Below are 14,570 nucleotides of genomic sequence, written 5' to 3'. Positions count from 1 at the left end.
GAACCATTTCCTGACAGCCCATTGTTTCAAATGCTCGGGGTCTCCGGGTCCACCCGGCAGACCAGGACATAGGGCGTGTGCGCCGCCAGCATTTCCCTTGCCAGCTCCTCTGCCTGGGCGTTGTTTTCCGCCAGCGCCGCCGGAATGCCGTAGGCTTTGCACAGCGCTACAAAATCCGGGTTGCCGTCCATATGGGTGGCAATGTGCCGCCCCCCATAGCGGAGATTTTGATATTCCCGCACCATTCCCAGCCGCCGGTTGTCCATGACGATGATCTTCAGCTGCACGTGGCAGGCGCAGATGACCGCAAGCTCGCTGAGGCTCATCTGGAACGCGCCGTCGCCGCAGATGGCAACCACCTGCCGCCGGGGCTTTGCCAGCTTTGCCCCCAGTGCGGCGGGCAGCGCATAGCCCATGGTGCCCAAGCCGCCGCTGGTGAGGAACCGCCCGGAACGCTGGGTGAAATTGATCGCAGCCCAGATCTGGCACTGCCCCGGGTCCGCCGCCAAAATGGCGTCCTCGTCCATGAGCCGGGACAGCGTGCGCAGGAAAGAGCGAGGCTCCACCGCGTCCTCCCGGTCCTCGCCCCTGGGAACAAACTGGTTCTTATACTGCATGACCTGCTGCCGCCATTCCAGGCAGTCCACAGGCTGCACCTGTTCCTCCAAAGCGGTCAGCACCTGCCGGATATCCCCCACAATGGGAATGTCCACCCGCATATTTTTCCCGATCTCCGCCGGGTCAACGTCGATATGAATGATCTTTGCCTGCTCCGCAATTTGATTGGGCAGCGCGATGGCGCGGTCCCCCACGCGGGCGCCGCAGAGCAAAATCAAGTCCGCTTCGCCGATGGCGCGGTTGGCGTAGCTTCTGCCAAATTTCCCGATCATGCCCAGGTAGGCAACGCCTTCCTGCCCCGCGCCGATCTCCCAGCTGCTGCCGGTGTTGGACATCGCCCCCAGCCCCATCATGGTGGAAACCACGGGAATGCCTGTTTTCCGGGCAAAACGGTTCATTTCCTCTCTCGCCCCCGCAAGCACCACGCCGCCGCCGCAGCAAATGACCGGGCGCTTGGCGCTGCCGATCGCCTGTGCCGCTTTTTTGATCTGCATGGGGTGCCCGGACAAATTCGGCTTATAGCCGATGATATCCGCTTTTTCCGGGTAGCGGAAACGCTCCAGCAGCTGCTCCTGCACGTCCTGCGGAACGTCGATGAGCACAGGACCCGGACGCCCGGTGGCGGCAATGTGGAAGGCTTCCCGGAATACCCGGGGCAAGTCCTCCGCGGAGGTCACCAGATAGCTGTGCTTCGTAAAGGATTCGCAGGCGCCGGTAATGTCGGCTTCCTGAAACACGTCCCGCCCCAGCTGTTCCAGATTCACCTGCCCGGTGATGGCGATGATGGGAATGGAATCCATATAGGCGGTGGCAATGCCCGTGATCAAATTGGTCGCGCCGGGTCCTGAGGTGGCAATGCACACGCCGGGTCTCCCCGCCGCCCGGGCATAGCCAGACGCCATGTGGGCGGCGTTCTGCTCCGAACGCACCAGCACATGGCGAATGGAGGAATGGTACAAAGCGTCGTAAAACGGGCAGATGGCAGCGCCGGGGTAGCCGAAAACCAGCTCTACCCCTTCCTCCTCCAAGCATTTCACCATTGCTTCCGCTCCGCTCAACATGGCGCTGACCCCTTTCTTTTCTTTCCTTACAACGAGCTGACATTTTCCCGCCGGGGCAAATCGTAATGCTCTCCCTTTTTATCTGGAACGCTGGGCAATGTCGCACTGTGCCACGGCGTTCAAGCTCATGTCCGCCGTATTGCCCGCCAGAAATTCATAATAGCCCTGGGCGGCGATCATGGCGGCGTTATCCCCGCACAGGGAAAGCTCCGGCATATAGAGGTTTCTATCGGTCTGCTCCGCCAAAGCGGTCATTTCCCGGCGCAGCAGACGGTTGGCGGAAACGCCCCCGGCGATCACCAGCTTGTCCGCCCCTGTCTCATCGGCGGCTTTCCTGAAATTCTCCGTCAGGCAGCTCACCACCGCCCGGCGGTAGGAAGCGCAGAGATCGGGCACATTGATCTCTTCGCCCTTCTGCTTTGCATTGTGCAGCAGATTGATGACCGCTGTTTTCAGCCCGGAAAAGCTGAAATCCAGCGGCGCGCCCTCCACCTTGGGGTGGGGCAGGGCATACGCCCGGTCGTTGCCGGTCTCGGCGATCTTGTCCAGCTCCACGCCGCCGGGATAGGGAATGCCCATGGTGCGGGCGGCTTTGTCAAAGGCTTCTCCCGCCGCGTCGTCCCTGGTGCGCCCCAGCACGCGCAGCTGGGTGTAGCTGTCCGCCTGAATGATGTGGGAATGCCCCCCGGACACCACCAGGCAGAGGAACGGCGGCTCCAGATCCGGGGAGGTGAGGTAATTCGCGGCGATATGCCCCCGCAGATGATGTACGGGGACAAGGGGGAGCCCGGTGGAAAGGGAAAGCCCTTTGGCAAAATTCACCCCCACCAGCAGCGCCCCGATCAGCCCCGGCGCATAGGTGACGGCAATCGCGCCCAAGTCTTCCCAGCGCTTGCCGCTTTGCTCCATGGCTTCCCGCACCACGCCCACAATGGCTTCGCTGTGCCGCCGGGAAGCGATCTCCGGCACCACGCCGCCGTAAATGCGGTGTTCCTCCACCTGCGACGCAATGACGGAGGATACGATCGTTCTGCCGTCCTCCACCACCGCAGCGGCGGTTTCATCGCAGGAGCTTTCTATTCCCAGTATTAACATACTCCCATCTCCACTTAAAATTTTGTGCTCAATAAGCCGATGCGGTACTTTCAATCGAGAAATTCCCGCAAGGGAATTTCCAAGAAAGAACCCGGCACGGGTTCTTTTTGCGGTCCTCGTCGCAGGAGCTTTCTATTCCCAGTATCAACATAATTTCATCTCCGAATGTGAGTTTATCCTTGTAAAGGTTTTTCTTTCCCAAAACGCCTGCTTTCGCGTAGGGTAGTCGGTACGCTTTCGCTGGGGCTGCTGTACGCGATTTTTTATTTTTTAACAAGGGAGGACTCCGTCCCCCCTGTTAGTCCCCCTTGAAAAAGCTTCTCGGCAGCTTTTTCAATAGGCGCAAACTACAAAGTATTTCCCCTCGGCAGTCGGGACAGCACTTTCGTGAAAATCAATCCGTCTTCCTGGGGGGCGGTGTAAAAATTTTTCCTTCTGCCGGCTTCCTGAAAACCGAGCCCCCGGTATAAAGCAATGGCTTCCCGGTTGGAGCAGCGCACCTCCAAGGACAGAAATTCACCGTCTCTCCGGCTCGCCGCTTCCTCCAAAGCCAGCAGCAGCGCCTTTGCCGCGCCCCGGCGGCGATGCGCCGGGAATACGGCGATATTGTCCAGATAGCACTCGCCGCAGGCACAGTGCATTCCGGCATAGCCCATCACAGTTTCTCCCTCCACCGCTGTCAGGAAAACGGCTGCGGGATTATCCAGTTCCTCCAGCAGGGCTTCCCGGCTCCATGGGCGGGAAAAGCAGAGCTGTTCCAGCTCTGCCAGCGCTGCGGTGTGTTCCGTTTTCATGGGGACGATCTCCATACTCTCCCACTTTCCGACCTTCAGGAAGCGTCCTGCTCAAAGGGGAGCAGCTTCGACACGCATTCCTGAAAGAAAATTTCCAGTTCCTCCCGCAGCTTGTCCCGGCAGCGGCGGTACACCTCCAGCTCCTGTCCAAAGGGGTCTTCAATGTAGCTGGGAATATAGATCTTCTGCGCCGGGACGCCTGCCTGCTCCAGAATGTATCCATGGGTCTTCGACATGGTGAAAAACAGGTCCCATACCGGGATCTCTTCCCCGGTCATGCGCCGCGCCTCATGGTTCGAGATGGAAACGCCAATCTCCGCACAGGCGATCACGGCGTTTTCCGCCGCCGGGCTGCCCTCTACGGCAGCAAGCCCCGCGCTTTGGCACAGCACCCGTTCCCCTAATCCTTTTTCCTGCATCATACAGCGGAAGATCCCCTCCGCCATGGGGCTCCGGCAAGTGTTGCCGGTACAGACAAAAAGCACTTTCATGAAAGAATCCTTCTTCTATCGTCCTGCCGGTTCAAAAAGCACCGGCAAATCATCATAAGTACATTTTCAGTATAACATACCCTGACCCTGCTTGTCCAGATTTCCGCGGGGCATTTTCTCTCTCCCAAAAAACTCCCTCCTTCTAAGGGCATGGACAGGAGCATATACTTTGACCAGCCGGACAAGGAGGTGAAAGCTATCGAAGCGATGACGTTATCCGATGGGGAGCTGTTTATTTCCGACTTGGGAGATGACCGCAGCATCGCCGTGGACGGAACACCCGGTGTGCTGGGCAGATACGCGGTCATTAAAAATGTCCCGGAAAAGGGACAGTATCAGGTGATGGAGGTCGGCTCTGATCTCCAACGCCTGCTGGAAAAATACGGGTTGCAAAAAAGCTCGGTAGGAAGGATTGAACGGATATGGAAGTAAAACTGACCGACCTGCTCACATCTATCGGAAGCTCTGTACAGGAGGCCCGCCGGGCGCTGGAGGACAGCGCCATGGAGCTGTATTTTCAGGGCTACCAAAAGGATTCGGCGGATAACCCGGTATATTCGCCCATTGAAAGGCAGATCCGCCTGCCGCTGGGAACGGCCTCCGGGAAAATCCTGGAGGTGCCGCTGACGGCCCTGTACCATCACAATGTCATGGAGCTGGATACAGTGAACATCAAGCTGAAATTCCAGCCCTGCGACATAAACGGGGACTTGGGGCTGGATATCAAGCCCCCGGAAAGTGAGGACGCCCTCCATTCTCCCTACAGCGAGCTTTCCCTGTCTTTTTGCCGGGAAGCCGCGCCGGAGGGGATCGCCAGAGTCAACGAACATTCTGTCAAAATGCTCTCGTAAAAGGAGGATATTATGTCAACTGAATTGACCACTAACAAACAGGACCCCAACGACGTGACCCAAGCCTTTGCCGGTCTGCCGCTTGGGCTGCTGATCTGCCAGCCCATTCTGGAGGTTGCCAAGGGGCAGCTTGCGCTCTGTCAGGTTTACATCAACCAGCTGTTTGAGCTGGCGTATCTCGACCCCACAAAACCCGACAGCGGAATGCGAACGGTCCCCCTTACCTTTGACCGGCTGATCATCGACAAGGTAACGGGCAAGGAAACCACAAAGACCATGACCCTGAATGTGCCGCTGATCTTCCTTGTCCCCCTGCCTGCCTTTACCATGGACGAGACAACGGTGGACTTCAATATGGAAGTAAAGGAATCCACGGTGGACACCAGCGATTCCTCTTCCTCCTTCTCCACCACGGAAAGCTGGAATTTCTGGGGCTGCAGCGCTTCCATCACAGGAAACGTATCGGCAAACAATTCCCACACCAGAAGCACGGATAATTCCGCGAAGTACACCATTCACGCCAGGGCTGTCCAGCAGCCGCCCACAGAGGGCATGGCAAAGCTCACCGCCCTGTTTGCCACCTCCATTGAACCCATCACCAAGGAATAAAACCCGGAGAACAGGAGGCTACCCATGAGCAGAACATATGGAGGTCCCTCCACCTTTGACCCGCAGCTTGACCCAGCCAAAAGGAACAGGGCGTTCCTTTTTCCCCTGCCCAGCCAGCCAAGCCAGCCCAGTCAGCCCAGCCGCTTCGATTTCATCGGCGAAGCGGACCTGATCAAGTATATGTTCCCTGCCGACCCGAATGATGGCAGCTATCCCGTGATCGGCGTACATACCTCCGGCACTTCTACGAAAAACGCCAAAAAGCTGCCTGCCATCTATGCCCTTGCCGGATTGGAGCTGCGCTGCCACAGCTGTCACGAGCCGATCCGGGAAATCTATCAGAATATCGGCGGCGTCCCCACCCCTACCGGGCTGTATTCCCTGATCGGCGACCATCAGCCCCCCACCGTACTGTACCGTCTGCTGTGTGATCCAGCCCAGATGGCACAGGGCATTTTCGGCAAGCTGGGGCACGCTGCTTTTCGGATACAGGAAAAGGGGAAAAACTGCATTCTATACGAGTTTTACCGGGACGGCGTACTCTACCAGACCAATTCACAGGCGTTGGCACAGCAGCTGTCCAATTCGCCGAGCGCCCCGCCTGCTGCCGTGACCTACGGTTCTCTTCAGTCGAGTCAGTTCCTTTATCCGCACTGTGACCGATGCAGCAACGCGCAGGGGAGCCTGCTGCGATAATCCCGGGTGTGAGAAGCAAAAAGCCGTCCTGCTCCTGAAGCAGGACGGCTTTTTTTACGGTCTTTCCTTTCGATAGATCAGAAAATCGAAGGAAATCTCAGTGGAGAAGCCTTTGGTTTCCCTCAGGCGGCTGCCGCCCTCTATCCCGGTCTTCCAGTAATAGGGGGTCATGGCGAACAGGTCCAGCGCCGTTTGAGCATCGGGAAGAAAAATCTCCTTCTTCACCTCCCGGCGGGTCACAAAGGAAAAGCCGGGATATTCCGTGTCCTGACGCTCGTTTTCATAGGGCTGCTCGTACAGGATCTCCTTCAGCCCCATCAAGTGCCGCCGCCCCGGCACGGCGTAAATGAAATAGCCGCCGGGCTTCACTACGCGGGCAAATTCCGCCTGTGCCAGCGGTGAAAAAATGTCGATCAGCAGATGGCAGAAGCTGTCCGGCGCGGGAATGGAAAAGCTGCTTGCCACCGCAAAGGAAATGCCCTTATACTTTCCTGCCGCCGCTTTCACCGCCCACCGAGAAATGTCAAAGCCGCAGAGGATCGCCTGAGGAAAGGCGCTGCGCAGCGCCCCGGTGTAATATCCCTCGCCGCAGCCGGCGTCCAGAATGACCGCCTGTTCCGGCGGCAGCTGTTCCGGCGGCAAACCTTGCAGGCATTCCACCGCAAGTTTACATAATTCTTTTTGAAAATCCTGATAATAGCCCCGCTCCAAAAACCGCCGGCGGCTCTGTACCATCTCCGCGGTATCGCCGGGAATTTTCGAATGCATCTTATTTGCCGGCAGCAGGTGATAGTACCCCTGCCGTGCCCGGTCAAAGCTGTGTCCCGAGGGGCACACCGCCGCCTGCCCCCGGCAGGTCAGCCCGCCGCCGCAGATGGGGCAGCAAAACCCGATGACCTGCTCTGCCATACCGTTGTCAGCCCTTTGCATCGTACCACGTCTTTCCGGCGTGGGCGTCGGCGACCATGGGCACGGAAAGCGCCACCGCCTGCTCCATTTCCTCCGTGAGAAGCTGTTTCACCTGCTCCGCTTCCTCCTCCGGGCATTCCACGATCAATTCATCGTGGACCTGCAAAATAAGCTTCGCCTGCAAGTTTTCCCGCTCCAACCGGCTGCAGACCCGGATCATGGCGATTTTGATGATATCCGCCGCCGCGCCCTGAATGGGCATGTTCCGCGCCACGCGTTCCCCAAAAGCGCGCATATTGAAATTGGTGCTCCGCAGCTCCGGCAGGTACCGGCGGCGCCCGAAAATGGTCTCCACATAGCCCTTTTCCTTGGCGTCCGCCGCCACCTGCTGCATATAGGAATCCACGCCGGAGTAGTTTTTCAGATATTCCTTGATATAGTCCCCGGCTTCCTTCACGGAAACGCCGATATCCTTGGACAGGGAAAACGCGCCAATGCCGTAAACGATGCCAAAATTCACCGCTTTTGCCCGGCGGCGCATTTCCCCCGTGACCATCTCCTGGGGCATGCCGAACACCCTGGCGGCGGTGGAGCTGTGAATGTCCCTGCCCGCCAAAAAGTCCTCCCGCATGGCGCTGTCGTTTGCCACGTGCGCCAGCACCCGCAGCTCGATCTGGGAATAGTCGGCGTCCACCAGCACGCCGCTTTCCGCGGCAAAGAATTTCCGCAGCTCCCTGCCGATGGGCGTGCGGACGGGGATATTCTGCAAATTTGGCTCTGTGCTGGAGATACGCCCGGTGCGGGTCTCGGTCTGGTTAAAGTTGGAATGAATGCGCCCGTCCGGGGCGATGACCTTCAGCAGCCCGTCGCAGTAAGTGGATTTCAGTTTTGCCACCGTGCGGTAGCGGAGCACCTCGTCCACCACCGGGTGGAGGTACCGCAGCTCTTCCAGCACGTCCGCGTTGGTGGACCAGCCGCTTTTCGTCTTTTTCCCGTGGGGCAGCCCCAGCTTGTCAAACAGCGCCTCGCCCAGCTGCTTGGGGGAATTGATGTTGAAATCGTACCCCACCTGCGCCACAATGGAGTCCCGCAGCTCCGCCACCTGCCGCTCCATTTCCTCGCCGTAGGTCTCAATGCTGCTTCTGTCCACATAAAAGCCCACGTGCTCCATCTGCGCCAGCACATAGGACAGGGGAATTTCAATGGTCTCCAGCAGCTCCCGCTGCCCGTTTTCGTCGATGGCTCTTGTCAGCGCGGCGCAAAGGGCGGGCATGGCGGCGGCGCAGTTCAATTCCGGCTCGTCAAAGTCCGGCAGCGTCACGCCGTATTCCGCCGCCAGCCGGGGCACGTCATAGCCGGAGGCGGAGGGGTTCAGCAGATAGCCGGCAAGCGCCGTGTCGAACGCCACAGCTTCCAGCTTGCAGCCCAGCTCCAGCGCCCGGCGGTGCAAAAGCTTTGTATCGTGGGTAAATTTCCGTATTTTTTCGCTTTTCAGGAACGCCCGGAGGAACGCCTCTCCCGGCGCGGTGCGGTACAGCCTGTTTTCCACCGCGAAAATGAGTTCCTTCAGCTCTCCCCCGTCCCAGGCGCAGGTGAAATACGCCGCCCCCTCATCTTCCAGCCTGGGCAGCAGGGAAGCTCCCTCGGAAAGGGATTTTACCTCCGGGCGCTCCGCAGCGGCGGAAGCTTCCGGCTCTGCCGCCGTCCCGGCGGTCAGCCCAAATTTTTCCAGCAGGGAAAACAGCTCCAGCTTCACCATGGTCGCCGCCGCCTTTTGAGGGTCTCCCTCTGTTTTTACATAATGGGTCAGTTCCGTGTCGATGGGCGCGTTTTTCCGAATGGTGCCCAGATCGTAGCTCAAAAAGGCGTTTTCCCGGGATTTTTCCAGCTTGTCCCGGATACCGGGCTTGATGTCCAGCTCGCCCAGATGGTCGTAGATATATTCCACGCTGCCGTATTTCTGGACAAGCTCCCCCGCCCCTTTCGGACCGATCCCTGCCACGCCGGGAATGCAGTCGGAGGAATCTCCCTGAATGGCTTTCAAATCTATCATCTGATGGGGCGTGACGCCGTAATCCTCCCGGATCTTCGCTTCATCGTACAGCGTCACCTGCGGCTGCCCGAATTTTGTGGTCGCCAGCCGGACGGAGGTGCTGTCGGAAACCAGCTGCAGGCTGTCCCGGTCGCCGGTGGCAATGAGGCAGGTATTGCCGGAGCTTTCACAAACGGCGGCAAGGGTGCCCAGAATATCATCGGCTTCCCAGCCCTCGCAGGAAACGATATGATAGCCCAAATCGGAAAGCAGCTCCTGCAGCACGGGCAGCTGCTGGGCAAGCTCCGGCGGCATTCCCTTGCGGTTCGCCTTGTACCCGGCGTACTGCCTGTGCCGGAAGGTGGGGGCTTTTCGGTCAAAGGCAATGGCAACGGCGTCCGGCGCGGTCTCGTCCAGGAGCCGCTTCAGCATGGTGAGGAACCCGTAAATGCCGTTGGTAAAATCCCCGTTTTTTGTGGAAAGCAGCTTGATGCCGTAAAAGGCGCGGTTCAAAATGCTGTTGCCGTCCAGTACCAATAATTTCACAGTGTGGTTCCCCCTTCTCCGTTTCGGTGGCAGATCATGCTTTCGTCCGTATTGGCTTCGTAAATATCTCTTAACAGGCGGTCCAAATCGGCAAGGGTGGAAAGCTCCCCTGCCCGGCGGCGGAACTCCGCCGCTCCCCGCAGACCGTGGACGTACCAGCCCACGTGCTTCCGCGCTTCCCGCATACCGCGGTCCTCTCCTTTTTCCTCACACAGCAGCCCGATGTGCTTGCGAATGACCACAATGCGCTCCGCCAGCCCCGGCGGGGGAAGTATCCGGCAGGAATCGGTGAGGTACGCGTTGATTTCCCGGAATATCCATGGGTTCCCCAGCGCTCCCCTGCCCACCAGCACCATGTCGCAGCCAGTCCGTTCCAGCATAAGGGCGGCGGACTGCGCGTCTGCCACATCTCCGTTCCCGATCACGGGGATACCCACCGCCTGCTTTACCCGGCGAATGATCTCCCAGTCCGCTCTGCCCTGATAGAGCTGCTCCCTGGTGCGCCCGTGGATACAGACAGCGTCCGCCCCGGCGGCTTCGCAGCGCTGCGCCACCTCTACGGCGTTGACGCTGTTTCTGTCCCAGCCGGCGCGCATTTTTACGGTGACGGGCACCGTCACCCGCCGTTTTACCGCCGCCACTATCTCCCCGCATTTTTCCGGGGTCTTCATCAGCGCGCTTCCTGCGCCGTTCCCCACGATCTTCGGCACGGGGCAGCCCATGTTCAGGTCGATGCCGTCCGGCTGCAAATACAGCAGCTTTTCCGCCGCCAGCGCCAGCGTCTCCGGCTCGCCGCCGAATAATTGCAAAAACACCGGGCGCCTGTCTTTGCTCATGTCCGCCAGGGCGGCGGTCTTTTTGTCGCCGTATTCCACCGCCTTTGCGCTGATCATTTCCGTCACGGTATAAGCGGCGCCCATCTGCCGGCAGATCTGCCGGTAGGCGGCGTCGGTCACCCCGGCCATGGGGGCAAGGGCTGCTCTGCCCGTAATTTCTATCGTCCCGATCTTCAAAAAGGCTTCGTCCCTTTCCTCGTTATTTCAACACCTTGGAAAATACCATTTGGGAGCTTTCCGCGAATTTCAGCCCTGCTTCCCTGGTGTAGTCCTGTTCTTCCAGCGTCAGCCCATAGGAAGGTAAAAATTCCTTCATAAAATAGTCCGCCTCCGGCAAATGCAGCTCGCTGATGGCTTTGGTGATGGTCTGCTCCGCCTTATGGAAATCATGGTTGCCGCTGCGGCGCTCTTCCACACATTTTATCACGGCGGAAATCTTGTCCGCCGCTTTGACCAGGGGCTTCAGCGCCGTGTCCTGCTCGCCGTTCATGGTCATAAGCTTTCGATACGGGGCGCGCAGCTCCTCCGGCAGCATGGAAACCAAGTGCTCCACCGCCATTTCCTCCACCTCGGCATAGGCGTTCCGAATTTCTTCCGAATGATATTTTACCGGCGTGGGCATGTCCCCGGTGATGATCTCAGACGCGTCGTGGAACATGGCAAGGGCGGCGGCGCGCTCCGGGTCGTACTGCTTCCCGAATTTTTCATTCCCAATGATCGCCAGCGCATGGGCGACCAGCGCCGTTTCCAGGCTGTGCTCACAGATATTTTCGCTGCGGGTGTTCCGCATCAGCCCCCAGCGGTTGATATACTTCATACGGGACAGCATAGCAAAAAAAGGATACATGTTATTTTCCCCTTACGTTCCGGTTTTATCGCCCATTCGGTCTCAGGTCCGCTTCACCGGGCAGTTTTTCTCCCGTTCCCAATGTCTATTCTCTGCTCTCCGGCAGATAAATTCAGTATACTATATTTTCCCGGAAACGGCAAGGCAAAGTGTTTCCGGGCTGCCCATGGAAAAAAGCACGGAAATTGCGAAAAAACCTGTCTGTTTCTCAGAAAAGTTTCCTGACAGGAAACTTTTTTTCTAAAAATCAAATTTCTTTCCATTGTTTTTCCCGGAACAGCAATCTATAATATCCTCAGGAGATGAGAAGATGAGCAAAAAGGAGCTGAATCTGGGCAGGGTGCTGACAGAGCACCGCCGGAAGCGGGGCGTGACCCAGGAGGAGCTGGCGGAGCACATGGGCGTATCCAAGGCTTCTGTTTCCAAATGGGAGACAGGCGCCGCCTACCCGGATATCACTTTACTGCCAAAGCTTGCAGCCTATTTTGACTTGAGCATCGACGCTCTGCTGTGCTATGAACCGCAGATGACCACGGAGGACATTCGGAAGCTGTACCGCAGGCTCTCCCATGATTTTGTGGAGAAGCCCTTTCCCGAGGTCCTGGAAGCCTGCCGGGAAACGGCAAAGCAGTATTTTTCCTGTTTCCCCCTGCTGCTGCAGATCGGAGCGCTGATGGTCAACCACTGTATGCTGGCGGGAACGCCGGAGCAGGCCGCCGCCGTCAGTAAGGAAGCCCTGCGGCTCTTTCAGCGGGTGCGGCAGGAAAGCGGTGATACCGGGCTTATCGTACAGGCAACTAATCTGGAAGCCCTCTGCCTGCTGCAGCTGAATCGACCCCAGGAGGTGTTTCTCCTATTGGATTCCGCCTCCACGCTTCGGTTTTCCATTGAGCCGCTGCTGTCCCAGGCATATTTGATGACGGGAAAGCCGGAGGAAGCCAAAACGCTTTTGCAGGTGGGCATCTACCAGTCCATGCTGGAGCTGCTGGAGCTGCTGTCCTCTTACATCACGCTGTGCAAAGGGGACGAAGCGGCCATGCGGGAAAGCTGTAAGCGAATGCTTGCGGTGACGGAAATTTTCCACCTGCCGGAGCTCCACCCCGGCACCCAGCTCAGCCTGTACCTTGCCGCCGCCCAAGGGCTGCAAGCCGTGGGCGACAGGGAGGGCGCCCTGGAAATGCTGAAAGCGTATACCGACCTTGCGCTGTCAAAATTATTCCCGCTGAAGCTCCACGGGGACGGATACTTCGACAGGCTGGACGGCTGGCTGGAAGAAAACCTGATCTTAGGGAATTCCCCGCCCCGGGACGAACAGTTGATCCGCAGGGACGTGAGGGCTGCCTTTCTGAAAATGCCGGAGCTTCAGCCCCTGCGCGACGACCCTGTATTTCTCGATTGTATGAAACGCCTGCAAGCAGGCAGGGAGGCTATGACATGAACGCGATAGAATTATCCTGTCTTTCCAAAACCTATCCCGGCGGCAACCGGGCGGTAGATTCGGTGAGCCTGACCCTTTCCCCGGGAGAGGTTTTCGGCTTTTTAGGTCCCAACGGCGCGGGAAAGACCACCACGGTGAAGCTGCTGACAGGAATGCTGACCCCCACCGGGGGCAGCTGTAAAGTCTTTGGGCTTTCCCCCACCGCTTCCCCGGAGAAGGTACATGCCCTTTCCGGCGTCATCACAGAACACGCCCAGATGTACGATCACCTGACGGGGCTGCAGAACCTGCAATTTTACGGGGCTGTGTACGGGCTGACCGACGCCCAGTGCAAAGCCCGCAGCCAGGCGCTGCTGGAACAATTGGAGCTGACGGACGCCGCCCATAGGAAGCTTTCGGAATACTCCACAGGTATGCGGCAGCGGCTGTCCTTGGCGCGGGTGCTGCTCCACGAGCCCAAGGTGCTGTTTCTGGACGAGCCCACCTCCGGGCTTGACCCGGAAAGCGCCCAGAACGTCCACACCATGATCCGCAGCCTTGCCGGAGAAAAGGGGATCACCGTGTTCCTCTGCACCCACCAGCTCCGATACGCCCAGGAGATATGCACCCGGTACGGGCTGATGGACAGGGGCAGGCTGCTGGCAACGGGAACGCTGGAGCAGCTGCGGGAGCAGGTCTGCCCCGGCGTGCGGGTAAAAATACTTGCGGAAAATATCCCGGAGGGGCTTCCCGGACGGGCGGCGGACGGAAATTCTCTGGAAGCCTCCATTCAATCCCAGCGGGAAATTCCCGGGCTGGTGCGAAAGATCGTAGAAGCCGGCGGAGACGTTACCCATGTCTCAGCAGAGCTTCCCTCGCTGGAGGATATCTATTTCACCCTCAATGCCAGAGAGAAAAAAGCGGAAGGGAGCGAAAGCAGAAATGAAACGTGAAATGCTTGCCATCATCAAAAAGGACCTGCGGAGCGTTGCCGTCAACAAGCGGATGCTTGCCGCCCTGTGGGCGGTACCGCTGGCGTTCACTGTGCTGCTGCCCTCTGTTTTCCTGCTGGTTTTGAAATTTGCCCCGGAAGAATCTACGAAAGATTTTGACCAGCTTCTGCACATGATCCCCGGCACGGCGCAGGGCGGGCAAACGGAGCAGGTCGTTCTTTCCCTGCTGCTCAATTACCTTATGCCCATTTTCTTTCTCATGATCCCCATTATGGCAGCTTCCGTTACGGCGGCAAGCTCCTTTGTGGGGGAAAAGGAAAAGCGCACGCTGGAAACGCTGCTGTACTGCCCCCTGTCCCTGCGGCAGATCTTCCGGGCAAAGGTGCTGGCGTCTTTTCTCCTGAGCATGACGGTGTCCGTGCTTTCATTTTCCGTTATGCTGCTGGTGGTTTTGGGCGGCTCCGCCCTGCTTCTAGGGTGGGTCGCCCTCCCCGGCGTGCAGTGGCTGCCCGTCATGCTGCTGGTCTCCCCGGCAGTGTCGCTGATCGCCATTACGCTGATCGTCCGGGTCTCCGCCAGGGCAAAAAGCATGGAGGACGCACAGCAGGGCGCTGTTTTCCTGATCCTCCCCATTCTCCTGCTGCTGGTGGGACAGTTTACCGGCGTGCTGCTGATAAACCTCTGGGTCCTGCTGGCTCTGGGCGCGCTCTGTGCCCTGCTGGCGCTGCTGCTGTTCCGGCAGTCCTTAAAAAACTTCCAGTATGAGACCTTGCTGAAATAATCCTGCTGTCAAGTCAAAGAGCTTTATTTTTTCA

Annotated in this window: 15 protein-coding genes; 7 read left to right on the top strand and 8 right to left on the bottom strand. The window is 58.5% G+C overall.

The window, feature by feature from the left end; all coding sequences use genetic code 11:
• Positions 1-26: 26 nt before the first annotated feature.
• From ilvB to AB8996_RS05065, 4 genes are all read right to left on the bottom strand, one after another.
• Positions 27-1,679, bottom strand: a complete 1,653-nt coding sequence (gene ilvB / locus AB8996_RS05080) for a biosynthetic-type acetolactate synthase large subunit (RefSeq protein ID WP_369297891.1) — start codon at positions 1,677-1,679, stop codon at positions 27-29.
• 78 nt (positions 1,680-1,757) lie between these two features.
• The gene (tsaD, locus tag AB8996_RS05075) at positions 1,758-2,774 is read right to left on the bottom strand and encodes a tRNA (adenosine(37)-N6)-threonylcarbamoyltransferase complex transferase subunit TsaD (protein WP_369297890.1); all 1,017 of its coding nucleotides are present in this window, start codon (positions 2,772-2,774) and stop codon (positions 1,758-1,760) included.
• A 347-nt stretch (positions 2,775-3,121) separates the two neighbouring features.
• Positions 3,122-3,568 carry a ribosomal protein S18-alanine N-acetyltransferase gene (rimI, locus tag AB8996_RS05070; protein WP_369297889.1) on the bottom strand — a complete coding sequence of 149 codons (447 nt, stop codon included), beginning with the start codon at positions 3,566-3,568 and terminating at the stop codon, positions 3,122-3,124.
• 35 nt (positions 3,569-3,603) lie between these two features.
• On the bottom strand, positions 3,604-4,059 hold the full coding sequence (locus AB8996_RS05065) for a low molecular weight phosphatase family protein (protein ID WP_369297888.1): 456 nt from the start codon (positions 4,057-4,059) through the stop codon (positions 3,604-3,606).
• A 150-nt stretch (positions 4,060-4,209) separates the two neighbouring features.
• Between AB8996_RS05065 and AB8996_RS05060 the strand changes: the two genes are divergently transcribed.
• Genes AB8996_RS05060 through AB8996_RS05045 form a run of 4 tightly spaced genes read left to right on the top strand, consistent with a single transcriptional unit; the run spans position 4,210 to position 6,215 of the window.
• The gene (locus AB8996_RS05060) at positions 4,210-4,491 is read left to right on the top strand and encodes a hypothetical protein (RefSeq protein ID WP_369297887.1); all 282 of its coding nucleotides are present in this window, start codon (positions 4,210-4,212) and stop codon (positions 4,489-4,491) included.
• Positions 4,482-4,910 (top strand): hypothetical protein, encoded by a 429-nt coding sequence (locus AB8996_RS05055; RefSeq protein WP_369297886.1) that lies wholly within the window; start codon positions 4,482-4,484, stop codon positions 4,908-4,910. The genes AB8996_RS05060 and AB8996_RS05055 overlap by 10 nt, the downstream gene beginning before the upstream one ends.
• A 12-nt stretch (positions 4,911-4,922) precedes the next feature.
• Positions 4,923-5,519 carry a DUF2589 domain-containing protein gene (locus AB8996_RS05050; RefSeq protein ID WP_369297885.1) on the top strand — a complete coding sequence of 199 codons (597 nt, stop codon included), beginning with the start codon at positions 4,923-4,925 and terminating at the stop codon, positions 5,517-5,519.
• Between the two features lie 24 nt (positions 5,520-5,543).
• Positions 5,544-6,215: a hypothetical protein gene (locus tag AB8996_RS05045; protein ID WP_369297884.1), complete on the top strand. Its 672-nt coding sequence runs from the start codon at positions 5,544-5,546 to the stop codon at positions 6,213-6,215.
• Between the two features lie 54 nt (positions 6,216-6,269).
• Here the strand turns inward: AB8996_RS05045 and AB8996_RS05040 are convergent, their stop codons facing one another.
• Genes AB8996_RS05040 through yfbR form a run of 4 tightly spaced genes read right to left on the bottom strand, consistent with a single transcriptional unit; the run spans position 6,270 to position 11,385 of the window.
• Entirely contained in the window at positions 6,270-7,124 is an 855-nt protein-coding gene (locus AB8996_RS05040; protein ID WP_369297883.1) for a putative RNA methyltransferase, read from the bottom strand.
• Between the two features lie 7 nt (positions 7,125-7,131).
• Positions 7,132-9,702, bottom strand: coding sequence for a DNA polymerase I (polA, locus tag AB8996_RS05035; RefSeq protein ID WP_369297882.1), 2,571 nt, complete (start codon positions 9,700-9,702; stop codon positions 7,132-7,134).
• A complete protein-coding gene (dusB, locus tag AB8996_RS05030) occupies positions 9,699-10,715 on the bottom strand; it encodes a tRNA dihydrouridine synthase DusB (protein ID WP_369297881.1) in 1,017 nt (338 codons plus the stop codon). Before dusB ends, polA begins: the two co-directional genes overlap by 4 nt.
• A 22-nt stretch (positions 10,716-10,737) precedes the next feature.
• The gene (gene yfbR, locus AB8996_RS05025; RefSeq protein ID WP_369297880.1) at positions 10,738-11,385 is read right to left on the bottom strand and encodes a 5'-deoxynucleotidase; all 648 of its coding nucleotides are present in this window, start codon (positions 11,383-11,385) and stop codon (positions 10,738-10,740) included.
• Positions 11,386-11,695: 310 nt separating this feature from the next.
• Between yfbR and AB8996_RS05020 the strand changes: the two genes are divergently transcribed.
• Genes AB8996_RS05020 through AB8996_RS05010 form a run of 3 tightly spaced genes read left to right on the top strand, consistent with a single transcriptional unit; the run spans position 11,696 to position 14,536 of the window.
• On the top strand, positions 11,696-12,823 hold the full coding sequence (locus tag AB8996_RS05020; protein WP_369297879.1) for a helix-turn-helix domain-containing protein: 1,128 nt from the start codon (positions 11,696-11,698) through the stop codon (positions 12,821-12,823).
• The gene (locus AB8996_RS05015; protein ID WP_369297878.1) at positions 12,820-13,755 is read left to right on the top strand and encodes an ATP-binding cassette domain-containing protein; all 936 of its coding nucleotides are present in this window, start codon (positions 12,820-12,822) and stop codon (positions 13,753-13,755) included. The genes AB8996_RS05020 and AB8996_RS05015 overlap by 4 nt, the downstream gene beginning before the upstream one ends.
• Positions 13,745-14,536 carry an ABC transporter permease gene (locus AB8996_RS05010; RefSeq protein WP_369297877.1) on the top strand — a complete coding sequence of 264 codons (792 nt, stop codon included), beginning with the start codon at positions 13,745-13,747 and terminating at the stop codon, positions 14,534-14,536. Before AB8996_RS05015 ends, AB8996_RS05010 begins: the two co-directional genes overlap by 11 nt.
• Positions 14,537-14,570: the final 34 nt, after the last annotated feature.

This window comes from uncultured Neglectibacter sp., assembly GCA_937958185.1.
Taxonomy (GTDB): Bacteria; Bacillota; Clostridia; order Oscillospirales; family Acutalibacteraceae; genus Acutalibacter.
The sequence above is the reverse complement of the archived record's forward strand: the minus strand, read 5'-3'. Positions and strand labels throughout refer to the sequence as shown.